We start from the raw sequence: 14,672 nt of genomic DNA, 5'->3' as shown, positions 1-14,672 counted from the left end.
CTAGCTGATCGGCGTGCATTAGGTATCACTGCCAAACAACTTTTTACGCACTAATGCCCGATACTCACTCGGGCTTTGTCCTAATTGTTGGTCAAACAGTTTGTTCAATTGGCTTTGATGATTAAAGCCAAGCTCGAATGCGACATCGTTAATACTTAAATTGGAGTTTGCGAGCAGGTCTTGCGCGCCTTGTACCTTGAGTTTGCGACGATATTGATTGGGACTTAAGCCCGTAGCTTCTTTAAATCGGCGGGTGAGGGTACGCTGGGCTACGTCAAACTGCAACGCGATATCTGCAATCGAAGACTCATCACTTAAATTGTTCTTCATCCAAAATTGAATTTGCGCAATCAATTCATCCGGGTGACGTTCATTCATGCCTTCTAAATAGCGTTGTTGTTCGTAGGGTTTTCTTACTTCGTGAGAAAAGTTACGTTGTACGTGTAAGGCACATTCACGACCATAGACATTTTCTAAGATGTGGACAATGACATCGGCTAGGGCATTGAGACTAGCAACGCTATATAAGCCCTCTGCTTGGGTTATAAAATACTCCGGCTTTAACTCTACTAAGGGGTAATCACGTTTAAATTGGTTTGCATAGTGCCAGTGCGTCGTTGCGGGATGCCCGTCTAATAATTTTGCTTCGGCCAAAAAACAGTTACCTGTTCCAACACCTACCAAAGCGCATTGTTTTGGATCAATCTGCGCCAGCTTTTCTATCAATGCTCTTTGCTCTCGAATTACAGGGCGGGGATTTCGCCAAAGGCTCGGCAGTATAAGTAAATCACAGTGTTCAAGTGCGCTCAGTCCTGTGTTTGAAACAAACGGTAAGCCACTGTGGGCATTGACGGCTTCGTTGTTTTGACTCATTAGTTTGAGCTTTAACTCTGGTGCATTTGCAACATGTCGTTTGGCGAAGGCATACCCAGCATTGAGCATTTCAAACGGCAGCGTCAAGCTGGTGGCTAACATGTTCGGGTACAGTGCAATTAATACATTAAATTTTTTCATATACATCCGACCACTTACTTTTGGCCAAAATAAACAAGTTAGTGGCCATTAAAGCATAAAGTGCTTGTTTGGTTCCACTTACACTAGGGCCAATTTCGTAACGAACATTTCTATGAGTCAAAGGTTTATGAGTGCATTACCTGTAATAGTTGCAATGGGCGGTATCAATGCCGCAGGTCGTACATCGTTTAATCAGGGTTTCCGTCGAGTCGTTTTAGATGCTCTTTCGACCGAGCTTCGCCAAGAAACTTTGCTTGGTTTAGCAAGCTTAATGAATCTAGTGAAACATGCAGATGGTCAGTTAGTCACAGACGCTGGTGAGGTGATCACAGCTGACAACGTTGAAGCGCAATTAGGTGAGCAAATTCTAGCGGGTACACTAATCCGCCGTATTGAGAAAACCTTCTTCGATGTTGATGCTACCCACTGGCAACAAAAAATCTCTGCAAACGCTGGGGCGCCGATTAGCTTCGTGACTAAGGCACGCCAATTGCCAGTGCCGCTGCCAAGTAATTGGGAAGTTACCGAGCTAGAAAAAGGCCAAGTTGAAGTCACTATTTGCGGCGAGTTTGAAATTAAACATGACGCATACCGTGACAATCCAATTAAAGCAGCAGGTCAATTTCCAACAGGGTTCGATCCTGCTGCGCTCTACAACAGTCGTTACCAGCCTCGTGGCTTACAAGCGACGATTTTTGCTGCAAGTGATGCAATTCATGCCAGCGGTTTAGATTGGCAAAAGGTCATGAACTCTGTTGCGCCTGACCAAATCGGTACTTACAGTGCGTCGGTTGCGGGCCAAGTAAACGGTGAAGGTCTAGGTGGTTTGTTTAAAGCGCGCTTATTAGGTGAGCGCGTGAGCACAAAACAACTTGCTCTGGGCCTTAATACCATGTCGACTGACTTCATTAATGCCTATGTAACAGGCAACGTCGGGACAACATTTACGACTTCAGGTGCGTGTGCAACATTCTTGTATAACTTGCGTGCAGCGGTTCAAGATATCAAAGCGGGCCGGACTCGTGTCGCAATCGTAGCGTCGAGCGAATGTGCCATAGAACCAGAAATCATTGAAGGTTTTGGTAACATGAGTGCGCTTGCTAATGATGACAACTTGAAAAAGCTCGATAACAGCGACGAAGTCGATTATCGCCGTACATCACGTCCATTTGGCGAAAACTGCGGCTTCACAATTGGTGAAGGTGCACAAGTCACTATCTTGATGGATGACGCGTTGGCACTTGAATTGGGGGCTGACATTCTCGGCAGCGTACCGGATGTCTATGTCAATGCAGATGGCTTCAAAAAGTCGATCACTGCACCTGGCCCGGGTAACTACATCACGATGGCAAAGGCAGTGGCTTTGGCACAGGCTATTGTTGGTGACGAATCGATTAAAGAGCGTTCGTTTATTCTTGCCCATGGTTCTAGTACACCGCAAAACCGTGTGACTGAATCTGCGATTTATGACCGCATTGCCGCTGCGTACGATATTAAGGATTGGCCTGTTGTTGCACCAAAAGCATTTGTTGGTCACACTATCGCACCAGCAAGTGGCGACCAACTTGCCTTTGCAATTGGCGTATTCTCAGACAACATTATGCCGGGCGTCACTACCATCGATAAAGTTGCTGATGACGTGTACAGTGACCGCCTTAACATTAACTTATCGCATCAAGCGTGTGAGCCTCAGGATGTAGCATTTATTAACTCCAAAGGTTTCGGTGGTAACAACGCCACAGCGCCAGTGCTTAGCCCGAGCATAACCAAGCAGATGCTTAAAGCCCGTCATGGTGAAGCAGCGAATTGCCAACACGCGCAATTGCTTGAAGTCACTAAACAACAACAAGCCGTGTACTTCGAAAATGCGCAAAAAGGTCAATTCAATATTATTTACCGCTTCGGTGAGGGGTTGATTGATGAGAGTGCGATTGCATTTGATACACAGCAAATGCAGATCCCTGGTTTTGATAAACCCATTGCACTGAATATTGATAACCCGTTTGCTGATATGACGAAGTAATCTCCAAACCGCTGAGAACATAATCTCAGCGGTTTTGTTTTCGCTCAACTGGCACTGCCACTGATTCTAACTTCATGTAACCTTGGCAAAGAGTATTTGCTTAAGCAGGTTCTTGTTGGTTACACTACGCGTTTTCCCTAAAATAAGAACATTTTGTGAAACTTCCATTGGAGCGCCGTGCTCTTATCATCTGTATCGCTATTGCATCGCTGGCGTTACTTTGGCCGAGCGCGCTCAAAAATACAGTTCAACCGAGCGTACAAGCAGTTATTTCGACGCTTGGCGGTGGCTTTTTCGTATTTATAAATTTTATTTTGTTGGCATTGTTACTGTTGTGCTTGAGTCCACTTGCGAAAAAGAAAATGGGAGGACAACACGCCAAAATTGAGTTTTCAACGTTTGGTTGGTTGGCGATGTTATTTGCAGCGGGAATGGGGTCAGGTCTTGTTTTTTGGGAGTTGCTGAGCCCGTAATACATAGTATCGAACAACCTCTCAAACACGGACTGTATCCAGACAAAATAGGGGCGTCAATTGCGTTGACCATGCTCAATTGGGGAATTCATGCATGGGCCTTATACGGCGCTTTCGGTTTATTGCTAGGCGGTGTTACCAAAGCGCTCGTTACAACCGATGATATCAGTGCACCAGCTCTTTTTGCACTGCCATCCAGACTACAAGCGCGATTGCATTCACCGCTCAAAAAGACTATCTACCTCGTTGCCATTATTGCCATTTTTTTTGGCGTTGTTGGAACCATAGCTAACGCCAGCATGTTGCTTAATAACGGTGCACAAATGACCCTAACCGATATGGGTTTTGAGATCGACTCAGTCTCTATTGGTGTGTTTGTGCTGGTGGCTATTACGTTGATTTATTTTTTGTCTTCCCAACTTGGTTTACACCGAGGGATACAGACCTTGAGTATTATCAATGTGTATCTTGCATTTGTGATGCTGGTACTGGTGCTTTTAGTGGTTCCTATAGCGCCCATTCTTGAAACAATATTTGTGGCGTTAAAAGACTATGCGCTGCTTGTTGTCTCTGGAGGCTGGCAACTCGAAACGCAGTTGAAGGACCCACAGTGGGCGAACATATGGACGTACAATTACTATTTTTGGTGGCTTGCTTGGGGCCCATTTGTTGGCGTATTTTTAGCGCGTATTTCAAAAGGGCGGCCGTTGTGGCAATACATTTTAGGGGTCGTTTTCGTCCCAAGCTTAATGAGCTTAGTGTGGTTTAGTGTGCTAGGTGGTTCGGCGTTAGCACTGGACAATCTTGCGCATGCTAATGTTATCACAGCGGTGAATGAAGATTACACCAAAGGCGTATTCATCTTCTTTAACCAACTTGGATGGATGGGACATATCCTGACGTGGTTGAGTTTTTTCTTGCTCGTGGTGTTCGTTGCGACGAGTGCAGACTCAGCCTTATTGGTTATACGTCAATTGTGCGGAACCTTGTCACGAAAACGTTCTTTAATAGTGTGGTCAGTTACAATGGCGTTGTTTAGTTTGGGTCTAGTTGTTATCGCGGATGAAAAGCTCAATCGCAATATTGCTGTCATAGGGGCTCTCCCTTTCGCCTTTATTTTTATTTGGCAAGTGGTTGGCTTTATTAAAGCCTTGAGTAAAGAATTACTACAGGATAATGAAGAAAATGCAGCAAACGAATAGGGCGTGTTGACCGTTTAGACTGTCCTATTGGGGGATATTTGCTGCGTTATCACCTGACTAACTTAACGTCACGATGTAAGTTTTGCCTTGCTAATATCCCCAGTGGGCTGCCGAAAAATTACACAACAGAGATCAACATGCCCTGTGGGAATGTGTTATTTATTTAGCGCGTAGCGCGCGCGCATGAAAGGCAAGATGTTGATCAATGAAGCTACTGATAAAAAAGTAGCTATGATCATATCCCGCATGTTCTTTCACGGTTGCACTCACTGACGCTGATTCAAGCGCTTCTTTTAGGCTTGGTAAAAGCAATTGTTCTTCTAAGAAGTTATCCGCTAACCCCTGGCTCACTAAAATTTCTGGACAATTAGGTTCGTTAATGTTTTTTAACAACATGCAACTGTCGTATTGTGCCCACGATTCTTTATCGTCACCTAAATAGCCCGTTAGTGCCTTTTGTCCCCAAGGACAATTAATGGGGTTACCAATAGGAGCAAAGGCACTGATGCTGGCGTAAACATGCGGATTGCGTAAGCCTAAGACTAACGCACCGTGACCGCCCATGGAGTGTCCGCTGATTGCTTGTTTGCCATTCGTAGGGAAGTGTTCATTGATCAACGCAGGCAATTCAGAACACACATAGTCGTACATTTGGTAATGCTTTGCATAGGGTGCTTGAGTCGCATTGACATAAAAGCCCGCACCTAGGCCAAAGTCATAACTCCCTAGCGGGTCATCTGCGACATCGTCCCCGCGTGGGCTAGTGTCCGGTGCAACAATGATGAGTCCAAGTTCAGCCGCCGCTTTAAAGGCTCCTGCTTTTTGCATAAAATTTTCATCTGTGCAGGTGAGACCTGACAGCCAGTAAAGCACAGGCGCTTTACTATTTTCATCTACACCTGGCGGGAGATAAATTGCGAACGTCATGTCGCAATTATTCACACTCGAAGAGTGTGAATAACGTTTATGCCAACCGCCATGAACCTTGTTGTTACTGAGTAACTCTAAGCTCATAACTTTCCCTTACTTGTTGTAGTGGATGACGCTGCGAATACTTTTACCAGAGTGCATCAATTCGAAGGCTTCATTGATGTCTTCCAGTCCCATGGTGTGGGTAATAAAATCATTAAGCGCAAACTCATTATTAAGGTAACGCTCAACAATTTCAGGCAACTCTGAGCGACCTTTAACGCCACCGAAGGCAGTACCTCGCCAAACACGGCCTGTTACCAATTGGAACGGTCTAGTGGAAATTTCTTGGCCTGCACCGGCAACACCGATGATCACCGATTCGCCCCAGCCTTTATGACAACATTCAAGGGCACTGCGCATAACATTAACATTACCAATACACTCAAAAGAGTAATCCACGCCGCCATCGGTCATTTCGACAATCACTTCTTGGATTGGTTTGTCGTAGTCATTGGAGTTGATCAGATCCGTTGCGCCGAGCTTTTTAGCCAACTCAAATTTACTCTCATTGATATCAATACCTATGATGCGACCAGCACCGGCCATTTTCGCACCAATAATTGCAGACAGGCCGATACCCCCCAAACCAAAAATGGCCACGCTATCGCCAGGTTGCACCTTTGCAGTATTTAACACAGCGCCCATGCCTGTGGTAACACCACAACCAAGTAAACACACTTCTTCAAGCGGTGCTTCTTTATTCACTTTAGCCAGTGATATTTCTGGTAATACCGTGTATTCAGAAAAAGTAGACGTGCCCATGTAGTGATAGATTGGCTGACCGTCTTTGTAGAAACGTGTTGTGCCATCTGGCATCAAACCTTTGCCTTGGGTTTCACGAATTTTCTGGCATAGGTTGGTTTTACCCGATGTACAGAATTTACATTCACCACACTCAGGTGTGTAAAGTGGAATAACATGGTCGCCAACGGCGACACTGGTTACACCTTCACCTACCGCTTCGACAACGCCACCACCTTCATGGCCTAGAATTGCTGGGAAAATGCCTTCAGGGTCTTCACCTGATAGCGTAAAAGCATCGGTATGACAAACACCAGTCGCGTGAATCTTGACCAGTACTTCACCGGCTTTTGGCATCATCACATCCACTTCTTCGATAGAAAGTGGTTGTTTTGGACCCCAAGCAATCGCGGCTTTTGATTTAATAAATTCTGCCATGTTTTTGTTCTCGTGTTTTCGAATGAGGTGAAATTATTACACAATATGATAAAGTTTTTCCCAAATTAAATGACTTTTACTCAGGTGTAATAATGCGTTGGCAAGGAATGGTTGAATTTATCGCGGCAGCGCAGGCGCAATCTTTTACCGCAGCAGCCAAACAAATTGGTACATCGGTGGCTCATATCAGCAGAACAATCAATGCATTAGAAGAGTATTACAATACTCAATTGTTTATCCGCAGTACCCGTAAAGTGGTGTTAACACAGCAAGGCGAACTGCTTTTGCATCACGCAAAAAAAGCGCAAAGCGTTTTAGAGCAAGGGGAATGGGCGCTTAAGGAGCAACAGGCTCAACCTAGTGGGCAACTGCGTATTACTGCACCTGTGATGTTTGGTGAGCACTTTATAATGCCACTTGTGCATGAGTTTATGACTTTGCACCCTAAAGTCAGTGTCTCTATGACACTGACCAACCAAACACTGGACCTTATTGGTGAACATATTGACTTGGCAATACGTATTGGCGAAATGCCCGATTCCAGTTTAACTGCTCGCAGACTTGCGTCGCGCGCCGTCATCGTTTGTGCAAACCAAACGTATTTAGCTGAGCACGGTGTACCCTATGCACTCAGTGAATTAAGTCATCATCATTGTTTACTTGGGCATTCGGACTATTGGCGTTTTATAGAGAATCAACGTGTACGCCACGTGAAAATTGGCAAATCACGGCTACGTTGCAACAGTGGCTGGGCGTTGGCTGATGCAGCTATGCGAGGTTTGGGCCTAGTGCAATTACCTGACTACTACGTGCGTACAGCGATTGAGCAAGGTAAGCTTACTGAAGTGTTATTGCCCTTTACTATTCGCAAGGAACCCATTTGGGCAGTGACACCTGCAAAGCTCTATCAAGCCAATGCAACCAAGACGTTATTAGATTACTTAGCGGATAATCTTCAAGGTCAATTGGTTCAAGGTCTCGTCAATTAGCGAAAAAATAGCCATGTAATCTTTGTCTTGTATGGCTACGCATACCCATTATCGATCACCTATGTTAGCATCGAGCAATTGTATTAAACTAGTTAAGCCGTTGATGTATAAGCCTGTCAGTTTATTTATTGGTCTTCGATATTCTCGCTTATCAAAAGGCAGTGCCTTTGTATCATTTGTGTCGTTTTTTTCGATAGCGGGAATTGCATTGGGGATCACAGCCCTGTTTACTGTGATCTCTGTGATGAGTGGGTTCGAGAGCAATCTAAAGAATTCCATGTTGTCGATGATCCCGCATCTTCAATTCGAAATGAGCGAACGCGACAAACAACAACAGCAGCAGTTGATATCCTCTCTTCGAGCACAAAAAGAAGTGACCTCTATTAAGCGTTATCATCAAGCACAAACGATCGTGCAAAGTGCTCAGGATATTCAAGGGATATTACTGCAAGCACCTTATGACTCGCTTCCAACAAGTGTTGCTGACAACATAGAAGTTGGCAGTGAGCAAAGTATTTATGCACAACGATATCAAATTGCTATCAGTCGCTATCTTGCACGTTCACTTAGCGTCGCAATGGGTGATACGTTACGCATCACTGTACCTTCTGTATCAACTTACACGCCCATGGGGCGTATTCCTGCGCAGCGGTTGTTCACAGTCAGTGCGATTTACCGCAGTGGTTCAGAGCTGGACATGTACACCATGTTTACGTCTGGCGAGTCATTGCAACGTGTGATGAGAATCAAAGATGCAGACGCGGCGCCCATAGAAGTCATGCTCAATGATGCATTTGTCAGTGATGATGTCCTCAATCGACTCGATGCTTCACAAAGAGAAGGTGTGACTGATTGGCGACAAAGCCAGGGGAGTCTATTTTCAGCTGTTGCGATGGAAAAGCGTATTATGAGTTTATTGCTTGGACTGATATTTGTCATAGCAGTGTTTAACATCGTGTCATCGTTGACCATGATGGTCCGTGAAAAACAGGGTGAAGTGGCCATTTTGCAAACTTTGGGCTTGAATCACAACCAAGTTGCCCGTGTATTTATGGTGCAAGGTATGTATAACGGCGTGGTAGGCAGTATTACTGGCTCAATTTTAGCTTTGGTAGTGGTCTATAACCTTAATGAAATCCTTCATGCAGTGGGGTTAAACTTGTTTGGACAACAATCTTTGCCCGTTATAATTTCTTTTTCAACATTAAGCATGATCATTCTTGGTGCAATATTAATGAGTTTTATTGCCACTTTGTACCCAGCGAAAAAAGCAGCTGAAGTGCGTCCTGCAGAGGTTTTAAGGTATGAATAATTTGATTTTACATTGTCAGGATTTAGTTAAAGTCTACCAAGACGCAGCTGAACAAGTCGAAGTATTAAAAGGTGTACAATTGGATGTTCAAAAAGGCGAAAGTATTGCTGTTGTAGGGTCCTCTGGTTCGGGTAAGAGTACCTTGCTGCATATCCTCGGCACTCTGGATAAGCCAACCAGTGGGCAAGTGCTAATATGTTCGCAAGACGTTGCGACACTAGACAGAAAGCAACAAGCCGCTTTTAGAAATAAACATCTCGGCTTTATCTATCAATTCCATCACCTGTTAATGGAGTTCACCGCATTAGAAAACGTCGCGATGCCACTACTGATTGCCGGTGTTGATGCTAAAACTGCCAAACAAAAAGCCAAAGTCATGCTTGATAAAGTCGGCTTGTCGCACCGTGAGTCACATAAGCCAGCGAAATTGTCCGGTGGTGAACGTCAACGTGTTGCAATCGCTCGTGCAGTGGTGGGTGAACCCGATTTAGTGCTTGCTGATGAACCAACGGGAAATTTGGATAAAGCAAACGCTCAGCGCATCTATGAGCTCCTCATGGAATTGCAAAATGATTTAGGCACCAGTTTTATTGTCGTGACCCACGATTTGGAGTTAGCGAGCAAATTGACGCGCACAGTGGTACTTGATGAGGGCGTATTGCTTGCGCCTCAACAACAAGGAGAAATGGCTTCATGAAGGCGTTCAAGCTCAGTTATTTGTTGTCTCAGCGCTTTCGTAAGTCACAACGAAACTCGGGCTTGATGGGCTTTATGGCCAAAAGTTCGAGTTTGGGGATTTTACTGGGAGTGGCAGTACTAATCGTCGCTTTGTCTGTTGTAAACGGCTTTCAACAGCAACTGGTAGAAAGACTGTTGGCCTTAGTACCTCATGTTGAATATGTGAGTGCGGATGGTTACATCGATGATTGGCAAGTTAAACAACAACGTTTGCAACAGCAAAGCAATGTCGCTGCCGCAGCGCCATTTATCGGCGTGAATGCGATGGCGCAGTCAAAGGGGCAACTTGAAGCAGCGCAACTGAGAGGCATTGAGCCTAACTTGGAAAACAAGGTCTCCATTGTTAATCAATTTATCGCTGATTTTGACCTTACCAGTTTAAAGTCGGGTGAAGTAATTGTCGGTGCTGAACTCGCCAACAAGCTCAATATTGAGGTAGGAGACACAATTTCACTATTGATGACAGATTTGCATAACATCGATAAAGGGTTGTCTGCACCAGTACGCTATAGTGGCAAACTTGCCGGTTTAATTACCAGTCACGGTCCGCTCGATAAACAGCAGGTATTCATGCGCTTGGATGATATGCAGTCTCTATTTGAATTACGTGAAGACCAAGTAACCGGATTACGTATCACGCTTGACGATGTTTATAGTGCCAATACAGAGGCGATGCGAATAGGCCGCACGTTAGATGACTATGTCTATGTGAATAGCTGGGTGCGAACGCAAGGCAGTTTATATCAGGATATTCAAATGGTACGCACTATCGTGTACTTGAGTGTGTTTTTGATTATTTCAGTGGCCAGTTTTAACATCATTTCGTCGCTGTTTATGGAAGTAAAGGAAAAACAAAGCGCAATTGCCATCCTCAGAACCATGGGGGCGGGGGACTTTATTATAATGCAGACCTTCTTACTGCAAGGTGTAGTGTCAGCCCTTATTGCAATTATACTTGGCAGTGCTTTTGGTTTGCTTTTAGCAATGAATATTACCCATATTTTTGATTGGTGGAGTGCACTTATCGGGCAAAATAAGCTGGCTGGCGTGTATTTTATTGATTTCTTGCCTTCAAAAATTCAATGGCACGATGTTATATGGGTTTCTTCCATCACATTGGCGATTACTGTTGTGGCATCCATCTACCCAGCGTGGCAAGCTGCAAAAGTTGACCCAGCAAAAGTACTGGGAAATTAACTCGTTAAGATAATTAGCGATAAAAACGAAGATACGCCCCCTTGCAAGCGTTGGCGTATCTTCGTAAAGTGTCAGCAAAGATAACAATAAAAGCAGTATTATGTCTGAACAACAAAACCAAGAAGAACAAATCCGCGCGTTTCAACGTGAAACGTTTGAAGCAGCGCAAAAGCACTTAGCCCAAAAAGGCATTATTCCTCAAACAGTCGCTGATAAAGACAGCCGCTTCCTCGCACCATTGTGCGCAGTGTGGAAATTCAAAGCGAGTAACGGTCGCTCTTATTGGGTGGTCAGTGGTAATTTACCTACCGATCATGCTGAGATTAATGCGGCTTCTAACGCGCGTGAAGCAATGCGTTATTTTTCTTTCCAATGGCAAATGAAAGCCGAAGAGATCATGAGTAGCCCGCGTGTTGACAAAACACAACGTGATTTCGCTGAGCTGTTAGTAAGAAGAGCTCATGGTTTATATGAGCTCTACGGTAATGAAAAACTGTGGGCTAATGAACCATCGTAAACGGGCTGCTATCACAATGATCCACTGGGCATTCTAAGCGTTGTCTTGGAATGCCAGCCTCCATAAACACACACCCACACGGCGAAAAGCCTTTTTGTTTGAAGCGCTCAACCTCATGTAATACGCAATTGATGCAGATTGACCGCATCCCGTATTGCGCGGCGTTGCTAAATATATAGCGAATCATTTCGTTGTAGATACCGCGGTTGCGGTGATCTGGAAGCACGGCTATTCGACCCAGTAAACCATCTTCACAAAGTCTTGCTGTTGCAACTGCTTCTCCTTGTTCGGTATAGGCCACGAAGTGTAGGGCACTTGTGTCGCGGCCATCAAACTCTACCGACTTTGGAATATTCAATTCAAAAACAAACACTCTCTCACGAATTTGGCGTATCGGGTTGTCCTGAGACCCCCAGTCGACTTGGTGGATCCGATAGGGCATGTACCCTCCTAATCTGCGTACCAATATCCCTCAGAAATAAGTGTAGACAAGGTTTGTGTGAAAAGTAAACAGTCTGTGTGTGCTAAAAGTTGCTCTGTATCTTGGTATTGCTGGTCGCACAGCGATTTCACCACGCTTAAGTGCTTGCTTGGTAAATTAAAACTGTGTCCTTCTACAGCGAATAATACGCTGTTGTTTTGTTCTATATAAATGCTTCGCAAACCACCGGCTTTGTAGAGTACAGGATATTCACCCAGAAATTCGACCAACTCGCTCTCTTCTAATTTAGGCTCAAGTTGAAGCAGGTCTTTATCGTGTTTAGGTTCACTTAATTGCTCGCTGATAAAGCGTAAAAACGTGTTGTCGTCTTTAATTGCTTCGATCATTAAGCTGCGTAGTTTGTTAATATCAGGCTCAGTGAGTTCGCCTCGACTGCGCTGGATAGTAAGGTCTGCGTCACTGTAGCGTTCTTGGCCCAAGTCAAGGTCGATTAAGTGATCTGCAAAAGCTGAAAGTAAGTCTGTTTGATTTGGTGCTCTAAATCCAACAGAGTAGTTTATAGCTGGCTCTATAGCGTAACCTTCATGGGGAGCACTCGGGGGAATATAGAGAATGTCACCGGGTTCTAAAACTACATCAATCACGGCTTCAAACTTACCAACTTGCAACAGCGACTTGTTAGCACTGAATTGCTGAATGTTTTTATCTACATTACCTACACGCCAATGACGTTTGCCACTGCCTTGAATAATGAACACATCATACTGATCCAAATGAGGACCCACACCGCCGCCTGGAGTAGAATAACTCACCATTAAATCGTCAATGCGCCAATTAGGGATAAAACGAAAAGGCTCAACGAGTTGTGCTGCATCGGGATGCCAATGATCCACGGCTTGTACGAGTAGGGTAGCATTGTCATTGGCGAGCGCTCTGAAATCCTCAAAAGGACCATTGTCACATTGCCAACCGTCATGGTTGGTTACCATACGAGATTCAATACCTTCTTCCATCGCCAATCCAGCTAACTCTTCAGCATCAATCGGGTCGTTGAAGTCTTTAAATCCGCCTTTGATCAGCAAAGGTTTCTTTTGCCAGTATTGATTTAAAAATTCTGTTTCGCTTAACTCATTAATGTGTAGCGTATACATAGGTACTCCAAATAAAAAAGCGAAAGACCATGCTTAAACTGCAGCCTTTCGCTTTTATAAACTATTACCGAAATGGATTATAGATTATCGATAAACTCAACAGCACGGCCGATGTAGTTAGCTGGGCTCAATTCTTTAAGCTGTGCTTTTACTTCTGCTGGTAGTTCAAGCGTGTCGATGAACTCAGCCATTGCCACTTGGTCAACACGTTTACCACGCGTTAGCTCTTTGAGCTTCTCATACGGCTTCTCGATACCGAATTTACGCATTACCGTTTGAATAGGCTCAGCAAGTAATTCCCAGTTTTGGTCAAGTTCGTCAAGAAGGCGCTGCTCATTCACTTCAAGTTTGCTTACGCCTTTAAGTGTTGCCTGATAAGCGATAAGCGCATAACCCATACCAACACCTAGGTTACGAAGAACCGTTGAGTCTGTAAGGTCTCGTTGCCAGCGCGAAATAGGAAGTTTCTGTGCGAGGTGACCAAAAATAGCGTTTGCTAGGCCAAGGTTACCTTCTGAGTTTTCGAAATCGATAGGGTTTACCTTGTGTGGCATGGTTGAAGAACCAATTTCACCCGCAACTGTTTTCTGTTTGAAGTGGTTAAGTGCAATATAACCCCAAACATCACGATCGAAGTCGATTAGTACTGTATTGAAACGTGCAACAGCATCGAACAACTCGGCAATGTAGTCATGTGGTTCGATTTGTGTTGTGAAAGGATTAAACGTAAGACCAAGGCTAGTAACGAACTTTTCTGCGTGTGCGTGCCAATCGTATTGTGGGTAAGCGCTTAGGTGTGCGTTGTAGTTACCAACTGCACCGTTGATCTTACCTAGCATATTTACTTGTGCGACTTGATCACGTTGACGCTTAAGGCGCATATACACGTTAGCAAACTCTTTACCCATAGTTGAAGGTGAAGCAGGTTGACCGTGTGTACGTGTCATCATTGCAACTGTTTTGTACTCAATTGCTTTTTCTTTTACTGCGTCTAGAAGTTGGTCCATGTATGGAAGCAATACTTTGTCGCGCGCTTCAGTTAGCATCAAACCATGTGATAGGTTGTTGATGTCTTCAGACGTACATGCAAAGTGAATGAACTCATTAACTGCGTTTAGCTCTGCGTTGTCAGCTACTTTTTCTTTCAGTAGGTATTCAACCGCTTTTACGTCGTGGTTAGTCGTACGCTCGATGTCTTTAACACGCTGTGCATCTGCTTCGCTAAAATTATCAACGATACTGTCTAGTAGGGCATTCGCTTCGTCACTTAAAGCTGGAACTTCAGCAATATCAGCAGCTTGTGCAAGCGCTTGTAACCAGCGAACTTCAACTTGTACGCGGTATTTGATCAAACCGAATTCACTAAAAATGCTACGTAGTTCTGCAGTTTTGCTACCGTAGCGCCCGTCTACCGGAGAGATCGCGGTTAACGCTGAAAGCTCCATATTAACTCCTAAGTTACG

At 44.6% G+C, this 14,672-nt stretch carries 12 protein-coding genes and 1 pseudogene; 7 read left to right on the top strand and 6 right to left on the bottom strand.

The window, feature by feature from the left end:
- Nucleotides 1-18: 18 nt before the first annotated feature.
- Nucleotides 19-1,014 (bottom strand): GlxA family transcriptional regulator, encoded by a 996-nt coding sequence (locus tag ACH19P_RS10060; RefSeq protein ID WP_462158425.1) that lies wholly within the window; start codon nucleotides 1,012-1,014, stop codon nucleotides 19-21.
- A gap of 127 nt (nucleotides 1,015-1,141) precedes the next feature.
- Between ACH19P_RS10060 and ACH19P_RS10055 the strand changes: the two genes are divergently transcribed.
- Both ACH19P_RS10055 and ACH19P_RS10050 read left to right on the top strand, forming a co-directional pair.
- Entirely contained in the window at nucleotides 1,142-3,037 is a 1,896-nt protein-coding gene (locus tag ACH19P_RS10055) for a beta-ketoacyl synthase (RefSeq protein WP_462159341.1), read from the top strand.
- A gap of 155 nt (nucleotides 3,038-3,192) precedes the next feature.
- Nucleotides 3,193-4,712 (top strand): annotated as a pseudogene (locus tag ACH19P_RS10050) (BCCT family transporter).
- Between the two features lie 159 nt (nucleotides 4,713-4,871).
- On the opposite strand, the gene fghA reads toward ACH19P_RS10050, so the two are convergent.
- Together fghA and ACH19P_RS10040 are read right to left on the bottom strand one after the other, a co-directional pair.
- A complete protein-coding gene (fghA, locus tag ACH19P_RS10045; protein ID WP_462158424.1) occupies nucleotides 4,872-5,726 on the bottom strand; it encodes an S-formylglutathione hydrolase in 855 nt (284 codons plus the stop codon).
- A 9-nt stretch (nucleotides 5,727-5,735) separates the two neighbouring features.
- Nucleotides 5,736-6,863 (bottom strand): S-(hydroxymethyl)glutathione dehydrogenase/class III alcohol dehydrogenase, encoded by a 1,128-nt coding sequence (locus ACH19P_RS10040; RefSeq protein ID WP_462158423.1) that lies wholly within the window; start codon nucleotides 6,861-6,863, stop codon nucleotides 5,736-5,738.
- A 92-nt stretch (nucleotides 6,864-6,955) separates the two neighbouring features.
- Here ACH19P_RS10040 and ACH19P_RS10035 point away from each other — a divergent pair, with 92 nt between their 5' ends.
- The 5 genes from ACH19P_RS10035 to ACH19P_RS10015 all read left to right on the top strand — a co-directional run bounded on the left by ACH19P_RS10035 (nucleotide 6,956) and on the right by ACH19P_RS10015 (nucleotide 11,616).
- Nucleotides 6,956-7,852: a LysR substrate-binding domain-containing protein gene (locus ACH19P_RS10035; protein ID WP_462158422.1), complete on the top strand. Its 897-nt coding sequence runs from the start codon at nucleotides 6,956-6,958 to the stop codon at nucleotides 7,850-7,852.
- Between the two features lie 103 nt (nucleotides 7,853-7,955).
- Nucleotides 7,956-9,164 (top strand): FtsX-like permease family protein, encoded by a 1,209-nt coding sequence (locus ACH19P_RS10030; RefSeq protein WP_462159340.1) that lies wholly within the window; start codon nucleotides 7,956-7,958, stop codon nucleotides 9,162-9,164.
- Complete coding sequence (lolD, locus tag ACH19P_RS10025; RefSeq protein ID WP_462158421.1) at nucleotides 9,157-9,861, top strand: lipoprotein-releasing ABC transporter ATP-binding protein LolD; 705 nt, start codon at nucleotides 9,157-9,159, stop codon at nucleotides 9,859-9,861. Before ACH19P_RS10030 ends, lolD begins: the two co-directional genes overlap by 8 nt.
- Nucleotides 9,858-11,099 (top strand): lipoprotein-releasing ABC transporter permease subunit, encoded by a 1,242-nt coding sequence (locus tag ACH19P_RS10020; RefSeq protein ID WP_462158420.1) that lies wholly within the window; start codon nucleotides 9,858-9,860, stop codon nucleotides 11,097-11,099. Before lolD ends, ACH19P_RS10020 begins: the two co-directional genes overlap by 4 nt.
- 100 nt (nucleotides 11,100-11,199) lie before the next feature.
- On the top strand, nucleotides 11,200-11,616 hold the full coding sequence (locus tag ACH19P_RS10015) for a DUF4826 family protein (RefSeq protein ID WP_462158419.1): 417 nt from the start codon (nucleotides 11,200-11,202) through the stop codon (nucleotides 11,614-11,616).
- Here ACH19P_RS10015 and ACH19P_RS10010 read toward each other — a convergent pair.
- The 3 genes from ACH19P_RS10010 to purB all read right to left on the bottom strand — a co-directional run bounded on the left by ACH19P_RS10010 (nucleotide 11,600) and on the right by purB (nucleotide 14,654).
- Nucleotides 11,600-12,058 carry a GNAT family N-acetyltransferase gene (locus ACH19P_RS10010; protein ID WP_462158418.1) on the bottom strand — a complete coding sequence of 153 codons (459 nt, stop codon included), beginning with the start codon at nucleotides 12,056-12,058 and terminating at the stop codon, nucleotides 11,600-11,602. The two genes, ACH19P_RS10015 and ACH19P_RS10010, sit on opposite strands and share 17 nt — an antisense overlap.
- Nucleotides 12,059-12,066: 8 nt before the next feature.
- Complete coding sequence (locus ACH19P_RS10005) at nucleotides 12,067-13,209, bottom strand: JmjC domain-containing protein (protein WP_462158417.1); 1,143 nt, start codon at nucleotides 13,207-13,209, stop codon at nucleotides 12,067-12,069.
- Between the two features lie 77 nt (nucleotides 13,210-13,286).
- Nucleotides 13,287-14,654: an adenylosuccinate lyase gene (purB, locus tag ACH19P_RS10000; RefSeq protein ID WP_462158416.1), complete on the bottom strand. Its 1,368-nt coding sequence runs from the start codon at nucleotides 14,652-14,654 to the stop codon at nucleotides 13,287-13,289.
- Nucleotides 14,655-14,672: the final 18 nt, after the last annotated feature.

The sequence above is a fragment of the Pseudoalteromonas sp. GB56 genome (genome assembly GCF_054923835.1).
The sequence above is the reverse complement of the archived record's forward strand: the minus strand, read 5'-3'. Positions and strand labels throughout refer to the sequence as shown.